We start from the raw sequence: 15,066 nt of genomic DNA on the forward strand, positions 1-15,066 counted from the left end.
CCGACATCAGGGTTTATCTTGATCCCTGGGCCAACTCAAGCTGAAACACGCTCCGCCCAAATTATTGCTTTTGCTGATCAACGCCCTGCCGCCGTGCCAATAAATGATGCGCCGCACAATCGACAACCCCAGGCCATGCCCGCCCGAGGCACGGGTGCGGCTGTCATCCAGGCGCAGGAACGGCGTGAAGATACGCTCCCAGGCACTTTCCGGTACGCCGGGCCCGTCGTCTTCCACATCTATGCGACAGCGCACCTGGCCCACTTGATAACTGATCAGCACCTGGCCCTGGGCGTGGCGCATTGCGTTGCTCACCAGGTTTTGCAGGGCGCGGTGCAAGTAGCGCGGCTCGGCATCGACCCAAGCGTCGTCCCAATGTGCCGACGACAGGCAAATCCCCCTGGCCACGCTCACCTGCGGGCGCAGTGGCGATAATTCGCCGATTACCTGGTCAAGCAGCGCATCGAGGTCGACCCGTTGGAAAATCAACGCCGGCGCACCCTGCTCAAGCCTTGCGTAAGTGAGCATTTCATCCACCAGGCCGTCGAGGTCCTGGATATCACTGTCCATGCCTTCCAGGTACTTGCGCCGCGCTTCAGGCGTGGCGGCGTCGCCGATCATCTCCAGGCCGAAGCGCAGGCGTGCCACCGGCGTGCGCAGTTCATGGGACACCGCGCGCACCAGTTCGCGCTGGATTGCCAGCAGTTGCTGCAGGTGCTCGGCCATGCCATTAAAGGCCGCCGCCAGGCGCCCCACCGAGTCGGCACCCCGCGCCGGCACACGCACCTCGAGATTGCCTTTGGCGATGCGCGTGGCGGCGGCTTCCAGGCCTCGGAGCCGGCGCTCAAGCTGACGCACCAATAGATAGACAATCAGGCCGATCAGGGTCAGGCCGATCAACGCGATCAGGACCAGCCATTGCGCCGGGTACGGGCTCATCTGGTACAGCGGGCCAAGCTCCAGCACCCAGGGCGTGCCGACCATGCCGGCAAACACGCGGATCGAATCGCCGCCCTTGCCCAGGGCCATGACCGTATCGCCCTCCGATACGCGGCGGCGTTGGTCGTCGTCCATGTCGGCCTGATCCAGGGTCATCAGGTGCATTTCGAAACCAAAGTCCTTGGCTTCCTTTATATCCGCCAGCCGTTGCGGCTGCTCGGCCACGGGGAAGCGCACCAGTTCGTCGGCCAGCAGGTAAATGGTCGCGCGGGCCAGTTGCTCGCTGATCTGCTGCACCTCGCCCGTCAGCACCCACTGTTCCTTATCGCTGACCAGGCGCAGCACCCGGGCGGCATGGGGGCCGGTCTGCTCCACCAGCACCTGGCCGCGTTGCAGGCGGGTGCGCTGGCTGAGGTCCAACTGGGCATCGGTGAGGCTGCGTAATTCCAGGGGAATACCGAGCAAACGCTCCCACACGGCCAGGGCGCGCTGGCGCTCGATGGTGCTCATGGGCTGCAGGTTGTCGCCCATCAAGGCAAAGGTGCCGTGGGCCAGGCGCTCGCGGTACTGGCCACTGCGCACCTCGTTGAGCAGGTGCAGGGCCAGCACGCCGAGCAGCGCCACCAGAATCAGCGCCGCGCACATGCCGCCATAGATACGCAGGAAGATCGAGTTCACAACGGCATATCGGCAGCGGCTTCAGGGACGAACAGATAGCCTTTGCTGCGGATGGTCTTGATCAGCCGTGGGTGGATCGGGTCATCGCCGATTTTCGGGCGAATCCGTGAGATGCGTACATCAATGGAGCGGTCCTGGCCGTCGTAGCCGATGCCGCGCAGGGCGATAAAGATTTCTTCACGGGACAGGATGCGCCCGGCATTCGCCACCAGCAGCCACAGCAGGTCGAACTCGGCACTGGTCAACTCGATACCTTCACCCTGCAGCCAGGCTTCGCGAAGGGCGTTGTCCACCAGCAGCGGGCCGAATTGCAGGCGGCGCTGGCTTTCCACGCTGGCGGGTTCCGCCGGCTCACTGCGGCGCAACAGGGCCTGGATACGCGCGAGCAACAGGCGCGGGCGCACGGGTTTGCACACGTAGTCGTCGGCGCCCATGTCCAGGCCGAGCACCTGGTCCATGTCGTCGGTGCGGGCGGTGAGCATCAGGATCACGCCGTCGTAGCGTTCGCGCACTTTGCGGCAAATGCTCAGACCGTCTTCGCCGGGCAGCATCAGGTCGAGAATCACCAGGTCCGGTTGCTCGGCGATAATCCGCGCCGCAGCCAGGGCGCCATCACCTTCCACAGAAACCCGCAGGCCGTTGCTCTCCAGGTAATCGCGGGTCAACTCGGCGAGTCGCTCGTCGTCCTCGACGATCAGGATGTGCCAGGCTTCTTGCTCCACGGGTGATCCTCGTTGTTATAAAGGGATGCGTTGGCCGAGCAGGCCACACCTTATTTGTAATGTTTTGAGGGCATAACAGAGGCCGATTGTAGCCATGCCCAAGCCCTCTCGCACAAGCCGGGAAATCCATTCGGTGATCGCGCTTTTCTGTGATAGGGTTCGCGCCCTCAAAAATCCAACCGGCTGTTTTCAACTTGGAATATTCAGTGACAAACGGCCGAATCCAGCAGCGCTGCGGCCTACACGGGCGTTCCACGTTTCATACACATTTTACTCACAACGTTATCCACAGGTAGTGCGTTGCTAAGCCCCCCAAAACGCATTATCTTGTAGCTCGGCGCAAAAAAAACCCTACATGTAGGGTTTTCAGCGAAAAGACCCAACACAAATCAGACAAGAAACTCAAGCCCTTTCTTGCTCCTGCTGGGTCTAATCCAAGCATTTTTTGAAAGCCCAAACCGCTCAAGCGGATGGCAGCCGTTTTCAAGCTCCAACAGCGGAAAACGGTACGGGTGTTGCAGTGCTTGAACCTGGCAACTGTCACCCACCAGGAATACGGCCAAGGGCGTTTGAGCCCCGAACCGAAGACTTCGGCATGGAAGCGGCGCGTTCAGCTCCCTTCCTCCTGTCCCGAAGTTGTTATGCCAGGCCCAGGCCTGCTGTAAGTGCTTCAGGACGGAACGGTGGGCACCGTGATGGTGCCCAAATAAATATAGAAATGTGGAGACAACCCCCCATGCAAACCGACACAACTCGCGAGAACCCGCAAGGCTCCGTGCCGCAGGCCGCCGATTCGACTATGGATCTGTCCGCCACTGCACCTGGCCAATTGCGCGTGATCAAGCGTAACGGGACTGTCGTTCCTTACACCGATGACAAAATCACCGTCGCCATCACCAAAGCGTTTCTTGCAGTTGAAGGCGGCACCGCTGCTGCCTCGTCGCGCATCCACGACACCGTTGCCCGCCTGACCGAACAGGTCACCGCGACCTTCAAGCGTCGCATGCCGTCGGGCGGCACCATCCACATCGAAGAAATCCAGGACCAGGTCGAACTGGCCCTGATGCGTGCCGGCGAGCAGAAAGTGGCCCGCGACTACGTGATCTACCGCGATTCACGCGCCAAGGAGCGTGCCGTCCGCACCCCGGCCGAAGAAGCCGCCGTGCAAGCGCACCCGTCGATCCGCATCACCCTGGCCGACGGCAGCTTCGCGCCGCTGGACCTGGGCCGCCTGAATACCATCATCACCGAGGCCTGCGAAGGCCTGGAAGAAGTCGACGGTGACCTGATCCAGCGCGAAACCCTGAAGAACCTGTACGACGGCGTGGCCCTGACCGACGTCAACACCGCCCTGGTGATGACCGCCCGTACCCTGGTTGAACGCGAGCCGAACTACTCGTTCGTGACCGCACGCCTGCTGATGGACACCCTGCGTGCCGAAGGCCTGGGCTTCCTGGGCGTGGCCGACAGCGCCACCCACCACGAAATGGCCGACCTGTACGCCAAGGCGCTGCCTGCCTATATCGCCAAAGGTATCGAATTCGAACTGCTGAACCCGGTCCTGGCCACCTTCGACCTGGAAAAACTCGGCAAGGCGATCAACCACGAGCGCGACCAGCAGTTCACCTACCTGGGCCTGCAAACCCTGTACGACCGTTACTTCATCCACAAGGACGGGATCCGCTTCGAACTGCCGCAAGTGTTCTTCATGCGCGTGGCCATGGGCCTGGCGATCGAAGAGAAGCACAAGGAAGACCGTGCGATCGAGTTCTACAACCTGCTGTCGTCCTTCGACTACATGTCGTCCACTCCGACCCTGTTCAACGCCGGTACCCTGCGTCCACAGCTGTCGAGCTGCTACCTGACCACCGTGCCGGATGACCTGTCGGGCATCTACCACGCGATCCACGACAACGCCATGTTGTCCAAATTCGCCGGTGGCCTGGGCAACGACTGGACACCAGTGCGCGCACTGGGTTCGTACATCAAGGGCACCAACGGCAAGTCCCAGGGCGTCGTACCGTTCCTGAAAGTGGTGAACGACACCGCCGTAGCGGTCAACCAGGGCGGCAAGCGCAAAGGCGCCGTGTGTGCCTACCTGGAAACCTGGCACATGGACATCGAAGAGTTCATCGAGCTGCGCAAGAACACCGGTGATGACCGTCGTCGTACCCACGACATGAACACCGCCAACTGGATCCCTGACCTGTTCATGAAGCGCGTCTTCGATGACGGCAAGTGGACCCTGTTCTCGCCCTCCGAAGTGCCGGACCTGCACGACCTGACCGGCAAGGCCTTCGAAGAGCGCTACGAATACTACGAAGCCCTCACCGAATACCCAGGCAAGGTCAAGCTGTTCAAGACCATCCAGGCCAAAGACCTGTGGCGCAAGATGCTGTCGATGCTGTTCGAAACCGGCCACCCATGGCTGACCTTCAAGGACCCATGCAACCTGCGCAGCCCGCAGCAACACGTGGGCGTGGTCCACAGCTCGAACCTGTGCACCGAGATCACCTTGAACACCAACAAGGACGAGATCGCCGTTTGCAACCTGGGCTCGATCAACCTGCCGAACCACATCGTCAACGGCAAGCTGGACACCGCCAAGCTGGAACGCACCGTCAACACCGCCGTACGCATGCTCGATAACGTGATCGACATCAACTACTACTCGGTGCCACAGGCGCAGAACTCCAACTTCAAGCACCGTCCGGTCGGCCTCGGCATCATGGGCTTCCAGGACGCGCTGTACCTGCAGCACATTCCCTACGGTTCGGACGCTGCGGTTGAGTTCGCCGACAAGTCCATGGAAGCGGTCAGCTACTACGCGATCCAGGCTTCCTGCGACCTGGCCGACGAGCGCGGCGCCTACGAGACGTTCCAGGGTTCGCTGTGGTCCAAGGGCATCCTGCCGCTGGATTCGCAACAGATCCTGATCGAAGCCCGTGGCCAGAAGTACATCGATGTTGACCTGAACGAGACCCTGGACTGGGCACCGGTACGTGCCCGTGTGCAGAAAGGTATTCGTAACTCCAACATCATGGCCATCGCACCGACCGCGACCATCGCCAACATCACTGGCGTATCGCAGTCGATCGAACCGACCTACCAGAACCTGTATGTGAAATCGAACCTGTCGGGCGAATTCACCGTGATCAACCCGTACCTGGTTCGCGACCTGAAAGCCCGCGGCCTGTGGGACTCGGTCATGATCAACGACCTGAAGTACTACGACGGTTCCGTGCAGCAGATCGAACGCATCCCGCAGGAACTCAAAGAGCTCTACGCGACGGCCTTCGAAGTGGACACCAAGTGGATCGTCGACGCCGCCAGCCGCCGCCAGAAGTGGATCGACCAGGCTCAGTCCCTGAACCTGTACATCGCCGGCGCATCGGGCAAGAAGCTCGACGTGACCTACCGCATGGCCTGGTACCGTGGCCTGAAAACCACTTACTACCTCCGTGCCCTGGCAGCGACCAGCACCGAAAAGTCGACCATCAACACCGGCAAGCTGAACGCTGTGTCCAGCGGTAACCACGGTGATGATTCGGTGCTCGCCGCCCCGGCCGGCCCGGCACCAGTGCCAAAGGCCTGTGCAATCGACGAGCCGGATTGCGAAGCTTGCCAGTAAGCTGAGCCCACCCTGGGTGTAACCCCCCGGGTTGAATAGCCCCCGATATGCCTACGGTGTATCGGGGGTTTTCTTTTGCCCGGAAAAACCCGCGCAGAGGACTAGATCAACACGGTCGCTATACCCATTTTAGGTACACCGCCTCGCTGCCCCCATAACTCAATACGGCCGTTAATCACCGCCATCGAATGACCGCCATACTCCACCGTTCCGACTCTGCTGCTTCTCAAGTCGGCATCGGTCGCCTGCCTGTAAAGCCCCTTCAATCCCAAGCGATCCAGACCTTCGCGGGAGTACTCTCCATTGTTGAGGCTCTCCATGGCAGACCTGAAACTGTACCCTGCCGTGCCATCGTTGTTTTCCATCTGCGCCCGCTTGGCGCTCGCGGCATACATGAAGTTTGCAGACGTTATCATCGAAGGGTCATCCCCCTCGAAGCGGGCCTCCTTTGCCGCCTCTTTCAGTTCGCCCTTGGACACGTGAAGCTTGAATCCATCGCGCATCGTTACGTCATAGCCATCACCCGACTCTTTTACCTCCTTGAACACATCTGTCGGTTCCTTGCCATACCGCATCATGGCAGCCTTTATTGCGGAAACAGTCACACAGTTGCCGTCGGGTCCTTGCTTGAAACCACTCCAGATATTGCCCGGCTCTCGGCCAGTTCCCGGCTTTTGCCCAGGGTTACTGTTATCAGGCTTGTAGTTGAAATAGTTTTGCCCGCTGGTATAGGGCTTGTTACTCATTGATTCAGAGGGGCCAAAATCCTGCGGATTCACCCCTGCACCGCCCCCCCGGCCCCCTCCTCGCGGTGGCGGAGCCGGTGGCGTTACATCATCGTTATCAGGAAACCACTCCCGAAGCAGCCGCTTGAGAAGTTCAAGCAGCCTGCCATCAGCTTCTTCGGCCAGTTTCTTAAGGATTTCCTTGAATTTCTCGTCACCCAATTTCTCGCGCAACTCATTCAACTTGTTGCGCAGGTCCTGAACCGTTTGGGTCTTGCCATCTTTATCTGCATCGAGCAACTGGTTGAGCAACGACTTAACCGTAGATACTTCAGCAGCAGGTTCAACAGGCGGCGAATCACCTCGCGCAACGCCCGACAAAAAAGGTATGCGACCCGTACTTGACGCAGAAACTTCTGAACTCCACATCTTTGGTGCTCCCATTGATTGGTAAGCCCGCAAGGCTCTGGACCAATCAGTGGCAAGGCAGGAATGGAGTGTTCCTCCCCAAGCATTTCGACAAGTAACCTTAATTTTTTTATGGTTTTTTCTTACACCCACAAAAAAGCCCCTCTTACGAGGGGCTTGGTGTGGAGCCTACGGCATCAGGTCATCTGAATGATGGTCTGCATGATAGTACTCTGGGTCGAGATGGTCTTGGCGTTCGCCTGGTAGTTGCTCTGGGCCTTGATCAGGTCCACCAGCTCGTTGGTCAGGTTGACGTTGGAGTTCTCCAGGGAGTTGGCCACGATCGAACCCAGGGTACCGGATTGCGGGGAGTCATAACCCGGCTGGCCCGAAGCGAAGGTCTCTCTCCAGGTGGTGCCGCCCGATGGCTGCAAGCCTTGCTCGTTGTTGAAGCTGGCCAGGGAGATCTGGCCGATGGCCTTGCTCTGCTGGTTGCTGAACGTGGCGAACATTACACCGCTGCCGTCGATTTTCAGGCCGGTGATCTGGCCAGTGGCGTAACCGTCGGTGGTCGGCGGATTGCGGTAGCTGGCCGAGTTGTATTGGGTCACGTCGCCCAGGTTGACGGCAATATTCGGCGCTGTCGCGTCGTTAGGCGTCCATACACCGTTGGTCACCGAACCCGGTATCCAGCCGGTGAGCGTCAGGGTGGTACCGGTCACACCCGCACCGGCGATACTCAGCAACTTACCGGCACCGTCAAAGTTGAAGGTTGCCGGCACGGGCGCAGTGGCGCCAGTGGTTGTAGGCTTGGAGCCATCCAGGTTACGGCCATCGATCAACGTGTAGGCCTTCCACTCGTTGGCGTCTGTTTTCACCATGTACTGCACCATCTCGTGGGAGTTGCCCTGGGCATCGAACAAGGTGGTGCTGTTCTGGGTGGTGAAGGAACTGGATTCGCTTGGGTCAAACGGATTAGTGGTCTGATTGATCACCGGCGCCGACGAGTTCAGGTTACTGGTGGAGTCGACTTTAGTGGACGCTTTGGGTGGCAGGTACGACAGGTTCAGTTGCAGGTCGGTCAGGCCGCCCTTGACGATCTTGCCGTCCGCGTCCGCTGCGTAGCCCTGCAAGCGCGAAGTACCGGTGTTGTTGGTGATGTAGCCGTCTTTGTCGGCACGGAAGGCACCGCTACGGGTGTACTCCAGCGAGCCATCGCTGCCCTTCTGCACGAAGAAGCCACCGCCCTGGATCGCCATGTCCAGCACGCCGCCGCTGTTGTTGACGTCACCCTGGGTGAACTGCTGGGACACCGCTGCCAGGTTCACACCGTTGCCGATGCTGTTCTGGCCGGTGCCCAGTTTGGACGCGGCGTAGATATCCGCGAATTCCGCACGGGACGACTTGAAGCCAGTGGTCGCAACGTTGGCGATGTTGTTGCCGGTTACGTCCAGTTGTTTGTTGGCCGCATAGAGGCCGCTAAGGCCGATATTAAAAGACATGTTTCTCTCCCTCTGCCGTATTTAGCCGGCTCTATGTACCGATAGTCTGAATTTGCGACAGCTTGACGCTGCCCATGCCACCTGCAAGGTTCAGCAGCATTTCGCCGCCGGTCTTGCTCAACGTCACACTGGTCACCGTTGCCGGCAACGAAGTCGCCATGGCCACCGATTCACCCTTGTCGTTCTTGGTCGTCGCCGCGAAGGTGTAGGTGCCGGCTGGGGCGACCTCGCCCTTGTCGTTCTTGCCATCCCAGATGAAGTCGGACGAACCCGCGCTTTGGGCACCCATATCGATAGTGCGCACCACGTTGCCGTCTTTATCGGAGATCTTGATCGAGACGTTGCCTGTCGCCGCAGTCACCGCCACCGAACCGGTCATGCTCTTGCTCGTGTCCACCAAGGCCTTGTTGGTCTGGGTGATGATCGAGCGCCCCACCAGCGACGAAGCCTGCAGCGCCTGCGACGAACTGAAGTTGCTGGAGATCGCATTGACCGAGTCGTTCAGGGTGTTGATGCCTTCCAGGCTGCTGAATTGCGCCAGCTGGGCCACGAACGCACCGTTGTCCTGAGGCGACAGCGGGTTCTGGTTTTTCAGTTGGGTCACCAGCAGTTGCAGGAACGCGTCCTTGCCCAGTGACTGGCTGCCCGTCGCCGTCTTGGTAGCATCGGCGACGGTGGTGTTGTCGGTGGCGGTCTTGACCTTGGAGTTGAAAAGGTCCTGGACTGCCGTGTTGGTCGTGGTATCAACGATGGCCATTATTTGGCGCCCCTTATCACTGACCCAGGGTCAGGACCTTCTGCATCATGGTTTTGGCGGTGTTCATCATTTCCGCGTTGGTCTGGAACGAGCGGCTGGCGGAGATCATGTCTGCCATTTCCTCGACCACGTTGACGTTGGGGTAATAGACATAACCCTTTTCGTTCGCGGCAGGATGGTTCGGCTCGTAACGGGCCTCGAGATTGCTCTGGTCTTCGACCACACCGAGGACCTGCACGCCCTGGCCGGCAGCATCCTGGTTCTGGAACAGCGAATCGCTGCCACCGCTCTGGCCACCCTGGAACATGGTGGCGAACACCGGGTGACGGGCACGGTAGGTCTGATCGATGCTCGAAGACACGGTCTCGGCGTTGGCGATGTTACTGGCGACGGTGTTCAAGCGCGTGGTCTGCGCGCTCATGCCACTGCCGGCAATATTGAAAACACTGGACAGGGACATGGCTTACTCTCCACGCAGGGCTGACATCAGCCCTTTGAATTTACTGTTGAGCAGGGTAAAGCTGGCCTGAAAGTTCACCGAGTTCTCGGCATAGGCCGATTGCTCCAGCTGGGCGTCGACGGTGTTCTGGTCGATCGACGGCTGCATCGGCGTGCGATACAGCAGCGACTCGTCCCCACTGCTCAGGCCTTGCGCTTCGATATGACGGCTGTTGGTCATATTCAAGGCGAAGGTGCCGTTCTTGGTCTTGTCCTGCTGTGCGGCGAGCACGGCAGAGAAATCCAGGTCCCGAGCCTTGTAGTTCGGGGTGTCGGCGTTGGCAATGTTGTTGGCCAGGACTTCGGCACGCTGGGCGCGGAAGCCCAGGGCTTGTTCGTGGATACCGAGCGCTTTATCGAAGCTGATGCTCATGGCGGAAACCTTTAGGCTGACCTGCTGTTCGTTAACAGGGTTATAGCAAGGCGCATGCCAATATCTGATACCCCCGTAAATCAAGGGGTTGCGAGGAGCTTGCCGGCGGCAATGCCAGAAAAGCGGCAACGGGTTTCCGCGTGGCGCCAGTAAAGCGGCAATGGGGAGTTGCCGCTTTCGTCAACTTTGCCGCAGAAACAAATGTGGGAGGGGGCTTGCCCCGATAGCGTTTGATCAGTTGATGTCTCTATCACTGATACACCGCTATCGGGAGCAAGCCCCCTCCCACATATTATTTGGCCTGATTATTTGGCCTGGTAGATGATCCCAGGGCTGCATTGCACCATCTGGAAGTGATCCGGCAAACCATTGAGCGCCTCGGATGCACCGAGGAACAGGTAGCCGCCACGCTTGAGGGTGCCGTGGATGCGCAACAGGATGTCTTTCTTCACCTCTGCCGAGAAGTAGATCAGCACGTTGCGGCAGAACACCATGTCGAACTTGCCCAGGCTGGCGTAGCTGTCGAGCAGGTTGAACGAGCGAAACTCCACACGGTTCTTGATCGGCGCCTTGACCGCCCAACGCCCTGCCCCTTTCGGGTCGAAGTAGCGTTGCAAACGTTCCTGGGACAAGCCACGGCCCAGGGCCAGGCTGTCGTACTCGCCGGTCTTGCAGTTGGTGAGCATGGTGCCGGACAGGTCGGTGGCGACGATCTGCGCCCCGGCTTTCAGTTGGCCCATGTTGGTCCGCTCGAACTCATCGATGGACATCGAAATCGAGTACGGTTCCTGACCCGAAGAGCAGGCGGCCGACCAGATACGCAGGCGCTGGCCCGGGCTGGCCTTGATGGCCTCCGGCAGCACTTTGCTCTTGAGCACTTCAAAGGGGTAGGTATCGCGAAACCACAGGGTTTCGTTGGTGGTCATGGCATCGACCACCATCTCCTTGAGGCCACTGCGCGGCTGGCCCTGGATCCGTTGAACCAACTCGCCCAGGGATTTGATGCCCTGCTGCTCCATCAGTTTGTTAAGACGGCTGGATACCAGGTATTGCTTGTTTTCACCGAGCAATATGCCACAGGCTTTTTCCAGGAAGACCCGGAACTGTTCAAAATCCAAATTACCCGTAGACACTGATACCGCCTCTAAAATCGTATGACCGCCAGGGGAAAACCCTAGCCGTGATCTGCTGCCTTGATCCGGTCGACTACCCGGGATGCCAGGTCATCAGGGCGGAATTTGGCCAGGAAGTCATCGGCACCGACTTTCTTGACCATCGCCTGATTGAATACGCCCGACAACGAAGTATGCAGGATGATATGCAGTTTTTGCATGCGTGGATCGCTGCGTATCTCAGCGGTGAGGGTATAGCCGTCCATTTCCGGCATCTCGATGTCAGAGATCATCATCAAGAATTCTTCTTCCGGCTTCTTGCCTTCATCCACCAGCTTGCGCAGGTAATCCAACGCCTGGCGCCCGTCATTGAGGGCGACAACGTCCACGCCGACGGTTTGCAGGCAGCGAGTCACCTGTTTACGCGCCACCGAGGAGTCATCCACCGTCAGTACACGCAGCGAGACCGCCTTGTGCGCCGTCTCGGCGTCGACCACACCCACGGAAATCGACTCCGAGGTGGGCGCCACTTCGGCGAGGATCTTCTCCACGTCGATGATCTCCACCAACTGGTTATCGACCCGCGTCACCGCCGTGAGGTAGTGATCGCGACCGGTGCCCTTGGGCGGCGGATGGATCTCTTCCCAGTTCATGTTGACGATGCGCTCCACCGAGCGCACCAGGAAACCCTGGGTCTTGGTGTTGTACTCGGTAATGATCACGAACGGGTTCTCGCGATCCTGCAGGCCGGCCGAGCCGGTGGCCAGGGCCAGGTCAAGAATCGGGATAGTCGCACCACGAATATTCGCCACACCGCACACCACCGGACTGGACTTGGGCATGATCGTCAGCTTGGGACATTGCAGCACTTCCCGCACCTTGAATACGTTGATGCCATACAGCTGCTTGCCATCCAGGCGAAACAGCAGCAACTCCAGGCGATTCTGCCCTACCAGCTGTGTGCGCTGGTTTACTGAATCCATTACTCCTGCCATGCCATGACTCCTACGCTAAAACCTTTGGCTATACCTACAAGGGCGGCGCGCCCCCAACACTAAAACGGCACGAGCTTTGCTATTTGTTGAATTATGGACATTAAAACGACAGTTTCCCGACGCCTTCACCTGACACGGTTTTGCAGATTGCTCTGCGTACCGCTGGCGCTGCTTGCCTTCAGCCTGGGCACCACGGCCCGTGCAGAGAACGTCACCTTGCCTGATCTACTTATCGGCGTCACCCAAGGCTTTCTTGAGTTCACTGTAGAAGATTATCTGGCAACCACACAGACGCCGGGGCGTTATGAAATCCAGGTCAACCAGTTGGACCCGCGTCTGCGCATGCCGATGTGCGACAAGGAATTGACAGCGACCCTGGAAAGTCCCGCCCAACCGATCGGGCGCGTAACGGTAAAGGTACGCTGCGAAGGTGCCTCGCCCTGGACCGTGTTCGTACCGGCCCAGGTCAAATTGTTCCGTGATGTGGTGGTGGTTGCCCGCCCGCTGAAACGAACGGGCATCATCGATTTCGAAGACGTTGTACTGCGTGAGCGCGACATCAGCCAGATCAGCCAGGGCTACCTGACATCCCTGGACCAGGCCATCGGGCAGAGATTAACCCGACCAGTGGTCACCGATCAGGTCATTACCCTGGTGCACCTGGAACAGGCGGAGGTCATCCGCAAGGGCGACCAGGTGGTGATTTCCGCGAGCAGCGGCGGCTTGAATGTAAAAATGCCGGGCGAAGCGCTGTCCAACGGCGGCATGAGCGAACAGATTCGCGTCAAGAACCTCAACTCCAACCGCGTGATCAAGGCGCGGGTGACAGCCCCAGGGCAAGTCGAGGTCGCGTTATAGATTACTGGTACAGGACGCTGGGTTTTCCTACACTGTGCACGAGAGGCCCCGTGCGGAGATTTATTGTCATTCGCGCCTAAAGTTTGTCCGGGTATGGCCGAAAACATGGCAAGCGTCCAAATACCCAGAGGTTTTTTTATCATGGTCATCGATTTCAGCCGTTTGAATAACACCCCGACGACGTCAGGCACTACGCGCACTACCAGTCCCAAGGACAACGTAGAAGCCAAGGCCCCTGCACTGCCCGCCAAGGCAGAACAGGCCAGTGCCAGCCAAAGCGGGGAATCCGTACACCTGAGCAATGAGGCTCAACAGTTGCAGAAGGTCACTGACTCGCTGCGCGACCAACCGGTAGTCAATAAAGCCCGCGTGGCCGAATTGAAACAGGCGATCGCCGATGGCAGCTATAAAGTCGACAGCAACCGTGTAGCCAGCAAGCTGCTTAACTTCGAAGCCGAGCGCTAGGCAAAGGCCTGCGCAGGGCTTTTGGACGCTTAAAACCCAAGGCCAGCCATGCATCACGACGAACATTTGCTTCAACTGATCATTGATGATCTAGCGCCGACGCAACAATTGCTCGAGCTGCTCAAAGAAGAATCACTGGCCCTCTATGGCCGGGACATGCCGCTGCTGGAAGAAATTCTGGCACGCAAGCAGTCGTTGATCGTCCTGCTGGAACAGCACGGCAAAAAACGCAGCCAGATCCTCATCAGCCTCGGCCTGCCGGCAGACCACGACGGCCTGGCGCAGTTGGCCAGCCACTCCTCGGTCGGCGATCAACTGCTGAGCCAGAGCAAAGAACTCAACCAATTGCTCGCCCAGTGCCAGGAAGCCAACCTGCTTAACGGTCAGTCGATCCAGCTTCAGCAAGCTACGACCGCCAACCAGTTGCGTATACTCCACGGCGGAGAGCCTCCGGCACTCTATAACGCCCAGGGCTCCACCTCGCGCCTGGTCAAGCCAAGCACTCGCAGCCAAGCCTGACACCGGTTTACAGCGCGCCCTATCCAAGGCCCGCCACATGCTGGCAAAATGCCGGTTCTTGCGTGTAGTCGTATTTTGTCTGGAGATGGAAGAACCGTGTTCAACGCCCTTAATGCGGAAGATGCCCCGCAGCCACCCAAGGTCCTCACCACGCCTCTGGAAATCGCCGGCACCTTGCGGATGCTGCAAGACAGCCATGACCCGCTGATCATCACTTTCCACGAACGCAGCCAGCGCTTCCAGAGCTACCTGGTGGACGTCAACCGCGACAGCAACACGCTGGCGCTGGACGAAATGATCCCCCGCGACGGCGAGCGCCACCTCGAAAACGGCGAACCCTTTCGCATCGAAGGTTTCCATGATGGCGTACGCGTCGCCTGGGAAAGCAATGGCACCTTGACCATCAGCGAAAAAGACGGCCACCGTATCTACACCGGCAGCCTGCCGGGCGAGGTGGTCTACCATCAGCGCCGCAATGCCTTCCGCGCCGCGTTGAAGCTGGCGCAACTGGTGAATATTGAGCTGGGCGGCGAGAAGCTTCAGCTGCCGATCAACGGCAAACTGCTGGATATTTCCGCCACCGGCTGCAAGTTGCGTTTTGAAGGCGATATTTCCGAGCGCCTGCAACTGGGCCAGGTCTACGACCGTTTTATCGCGGCCCTGCCGTTTGGCAGCATGACCACCGCCGTCGAACTGCGATACCTGCACTTCGAGGAAAGGATCAACACGACCTTTGCCGGTGTGCGCTTCCACAACATGAGTGGTTTGGTGCAACGCCAAGTCGAGCGCTTTGTGTACCAGTTGCAGCGTGAAGCACGACGGTTCGACAAAGACGACGATTTTTGATCCTTAACCATCGCAGCAAAAAATACGGGCAGACCCTT

General features: G+C 59.1%; 14 protein-coding genes. 5 read left to right on the plus strand and 9 right to left on the minus strand.

The features are described from left to right. Positions 1-6: 6 nt before the first annotated feature. Complete coding sequence (locus BB029_RS09900; RefSeq protein ID WP_065939075.1) at positions 7-1,617, minus strand: ATP-binding protein; 1,611 nt, start codon at positions 1,615-1,617, stop codon at positions 7-9. Continuing rightward, entirely contained in the window at positions 1,614-2,339 is a 726-nt protein-coding gene (locus BB029_RS09905) for a response regulator (RefSeq protein ID WP_065939076.1), read from the minus strand. The genes BB029_RS09900 and BB029_RS09905 overlap by 4 nt, the downstream gene beginning before the upstream one ends. Before the next feature lie 736 nt (positions 2,340-3,075). Here BB029_RS09905 and BB029_RS09910 point away from each other — a divergent pair. Continuing rightward, a complete protein-coding gene (locus tag BB029_RS09910; protein WP_065939077.1) occupies positions 3,076-5,970 on the plus strand; it encodes a ribonucleoside-diphosphate reductase subunit alpha in 2,895 nt (964 codons plus the stop codon). 101 nt (positions 5,971-6,071) lie between these two features. On the opposite strand, the gene BB029_RS09915 is transcribed toward BB029_RS09910, so the two are convergent. From BB029_RS09915 to BB029_RS09945, 7 genes are all read right to left on the minus strand, one after another. Then, positions 6,072-7,124 carry a hypothetical protein gene (locus BB029_RS09915; protein ID WP_256558179.1) on the minus strand — a complete coding sequence of 351 codons (1,053 nt, stop codon included), beginning with the start codon at positions 7,122-7,124 and terminating at the stop codon, positions 6,072-6,074. 176 nt (positions 7,125-7,300) lie between these two features. Continuing rightward, the gene (gene flgE / locus BB029_RS09920) at positions 7,301-8,605 is read right to left on the minus strand and encodes a flagellar hook protein FlgE (RefSeq protein ID WP_065939079.1); all 1,305 of its coding nucleotides are present in this window, start codon (positions 8,603-8,605) and stop codon (positions 7,301-7,303) included. 31 nt (positions 8,606-8,636) lie between these two features. Then, positions 8,637-9,362 carry a flagellar hook assembly protein FlgD gene (gene flgD / locus BB029_RS09925; RefSeq protein WP_065939080.1) on the minus strand — a complete coding sequence of 242 codons (726 nt, stop codon included), beginning with the start codon at positions 9,360-9,362 and terminating at the stop codon, positions 8,637-8,639. A gap of 16 nt (positions 9,363-9,378) precedes the next feature. After that, entirely contained in the window at positions 9,379-9,822 is a 444-nt protein-coding gene (gene flgC, locus BB029_RS09930; RefSeq protein ID WP_024076985.1) for a flagellar basal body rod protein FlgC, read from the minus strand. 3 nt (positions 9,823-9,825) lie between these two features. Beyond that, the gene (gene flgB / locus BB029_RS09935) at positions 9,826-10,233 is read right to left on the minus strand and encodes a flagellar basal body rod protein FlgB (RefSeq protein WP_003175633.1); all 408 of its coding nucleotides are present in this window, start codon (positions 10,231-10,233) and stop codon (positions 9,826-9,828) included. Positions 10,234-10,538: 305 nt separating this feature from the next. Continuing rightward, positions 10,539-11,366 carry a protein-glutamate O-methyltransferase CheR gene (cheR, locus tag BB029_RS09940; RefSeq protein WP_027607785.1) on the minus strand — a complete coding sequence of 276 codons (828 nt, stop codon included), beginning with the start codon at positions 11,364-11,366 and terminating at the stop codon, positions 10,539-10,541. Between the two features lie 41 nt (positions 11,367-11,407). Beyond that, positions 11,408-12,340, minus strand: a complete 933-nt coding sequence (locus BB029_RS09945; RefSeq protein ID WP_027607784.1) for a chemotaxis protein CheV — start codon at positions 12,338-12,340, stop codon at positions 11,408-11,410. 93 nt (positions 12,341-12,433) lie between these two features. Between BB029_RS09945 and flgA the strand changes: the two genes are divergently transcribed. From flgA to BB029_RS09965, 4 genes are all read left to right on the plus strand, one after another. Beyond that, complete coding sequence (flgA, locus tag BB029_RS09950; RefSeq protein WP_065926183.1) at positions 12,434-13,198, plus strand: flagellar basal body P-ring formation chaperone FlgA; 765 nt, start codon at positions 12,434-12,436, stop codon at positions 13,196-13,198. 141 nt (positions 13,199-13,339) lie between these two features. Then, positions 13,340-13,663 (plus strand): flagellar biosynthesis anti-sigma factor FlgM, encoded by a 324-nt coding sequence (gene flgM, locus BB029_RS09955; protein ID WP_065939081.1) that lies wholly within the window; start codon positions 13,340-13,342, stop codon positions 13,661-13,663. A gap of 48 nt (positions 13,664-13,711) precedes the next feature. After that, positions 13,712-14,182 (plus strand): flagella synthesis protein FlgN, encoded by a 471-nt coding sequence (locus BB029_RS09960; RefSeq protein WP_065939082.1) that lies wholly within the window; start codon positions 13,712-13,714, stop codon positions 14,180-14,182. A gap of 96 nt (positions 14,183-14,278) precedes the next feature. Continuing rightward, positions 14,279-15,028, plus strand: coding sequence for a flagellar brake protein (locus BB029_RS09965; RefSeq protein ID WP_065939083.1), 750 nt, complete (start codon positions 14,279-14,281; stop codon positions 15,026-15,028). Positions 15,029-15,066 lie beyond the last annotated feature (38 nt).

Source organism: Pseudomonas sp. S3E12, from assembly GCF_001702295.1.
In the GTDB taxonomy this organism is placed as follows: Bacteria; Pseudomonadota; Gammaproteobacteria; order Pseudomonadales; family Pseudomonadaceae; genus Aquipseudomonas; species Aquipseudomonas marginalis.

Coding starts and splice junctions, on each gene's coding strand:
- BB029_RS09910 (WP_065939077.1), top strand. CDS start 3,076: ATGCAAACCGACACAACTCGCGAGAACCCGCAAGGCTCCGTGCCGCAG.
- BB029_RS09915 (WP_256558179.1), bottom strand. CDS start 7,124: ATGTGGAGTTCAGAAGTTTCTGCGTCAAGTACGGGTCGCATACCTTTT.
- flgE (WP_065939079.1), bottom strand. CDS start 8,605: ATGTCTTTTAATATCGGCCTTAGCGGCCTCTATGCGGCCAACAAACAA.
- flgD (WP_065939080.1), bottom strand. CDS start 9,362: ATGGCCATCGTTGATACCACGACCAACACGGCAGTCCAGGACCTTTTC.
- flgC (WP_024076985.1), bottom strand. CDS start 9,822: ATGTCCCTGTCCAGTGTTTTCAATATTGCCGGCAGTGGCATGAGCGCG.
- flgB (WP_003175633.1), bottom strand. CDS start 10,233: ATGAGCATCAGCTTCGATAAAGCGCTCGGTATCCACGAACAAGCCCTG.
- BB029_RS09945 (WP_027607784.1), bottom strand. CDS start 12,340: ATGGCAGGAGTAATGGATTCAGTAAACCAGCGCACACAGCTGGTAGGG.
- flgA (WP_065926183.1), top strand. CDS start 12,434: ATGGACATTAAAACGACAGTTTCCCGACGCCTTCACCTGACACGGTTT.
- flgM (WP_065939081.1), top strand. CDS start 13,340: ATGGTCATCGATTTCAGCCGTTTGAATAACACCCCGACGACGTCAGGC.
- BB029_RS09960 (WP_065939082.1), top strand. CDS start 13,712: ATGCATCACGACGAACATTTGCTTCAACTGATCATTGATGATCTAGCG.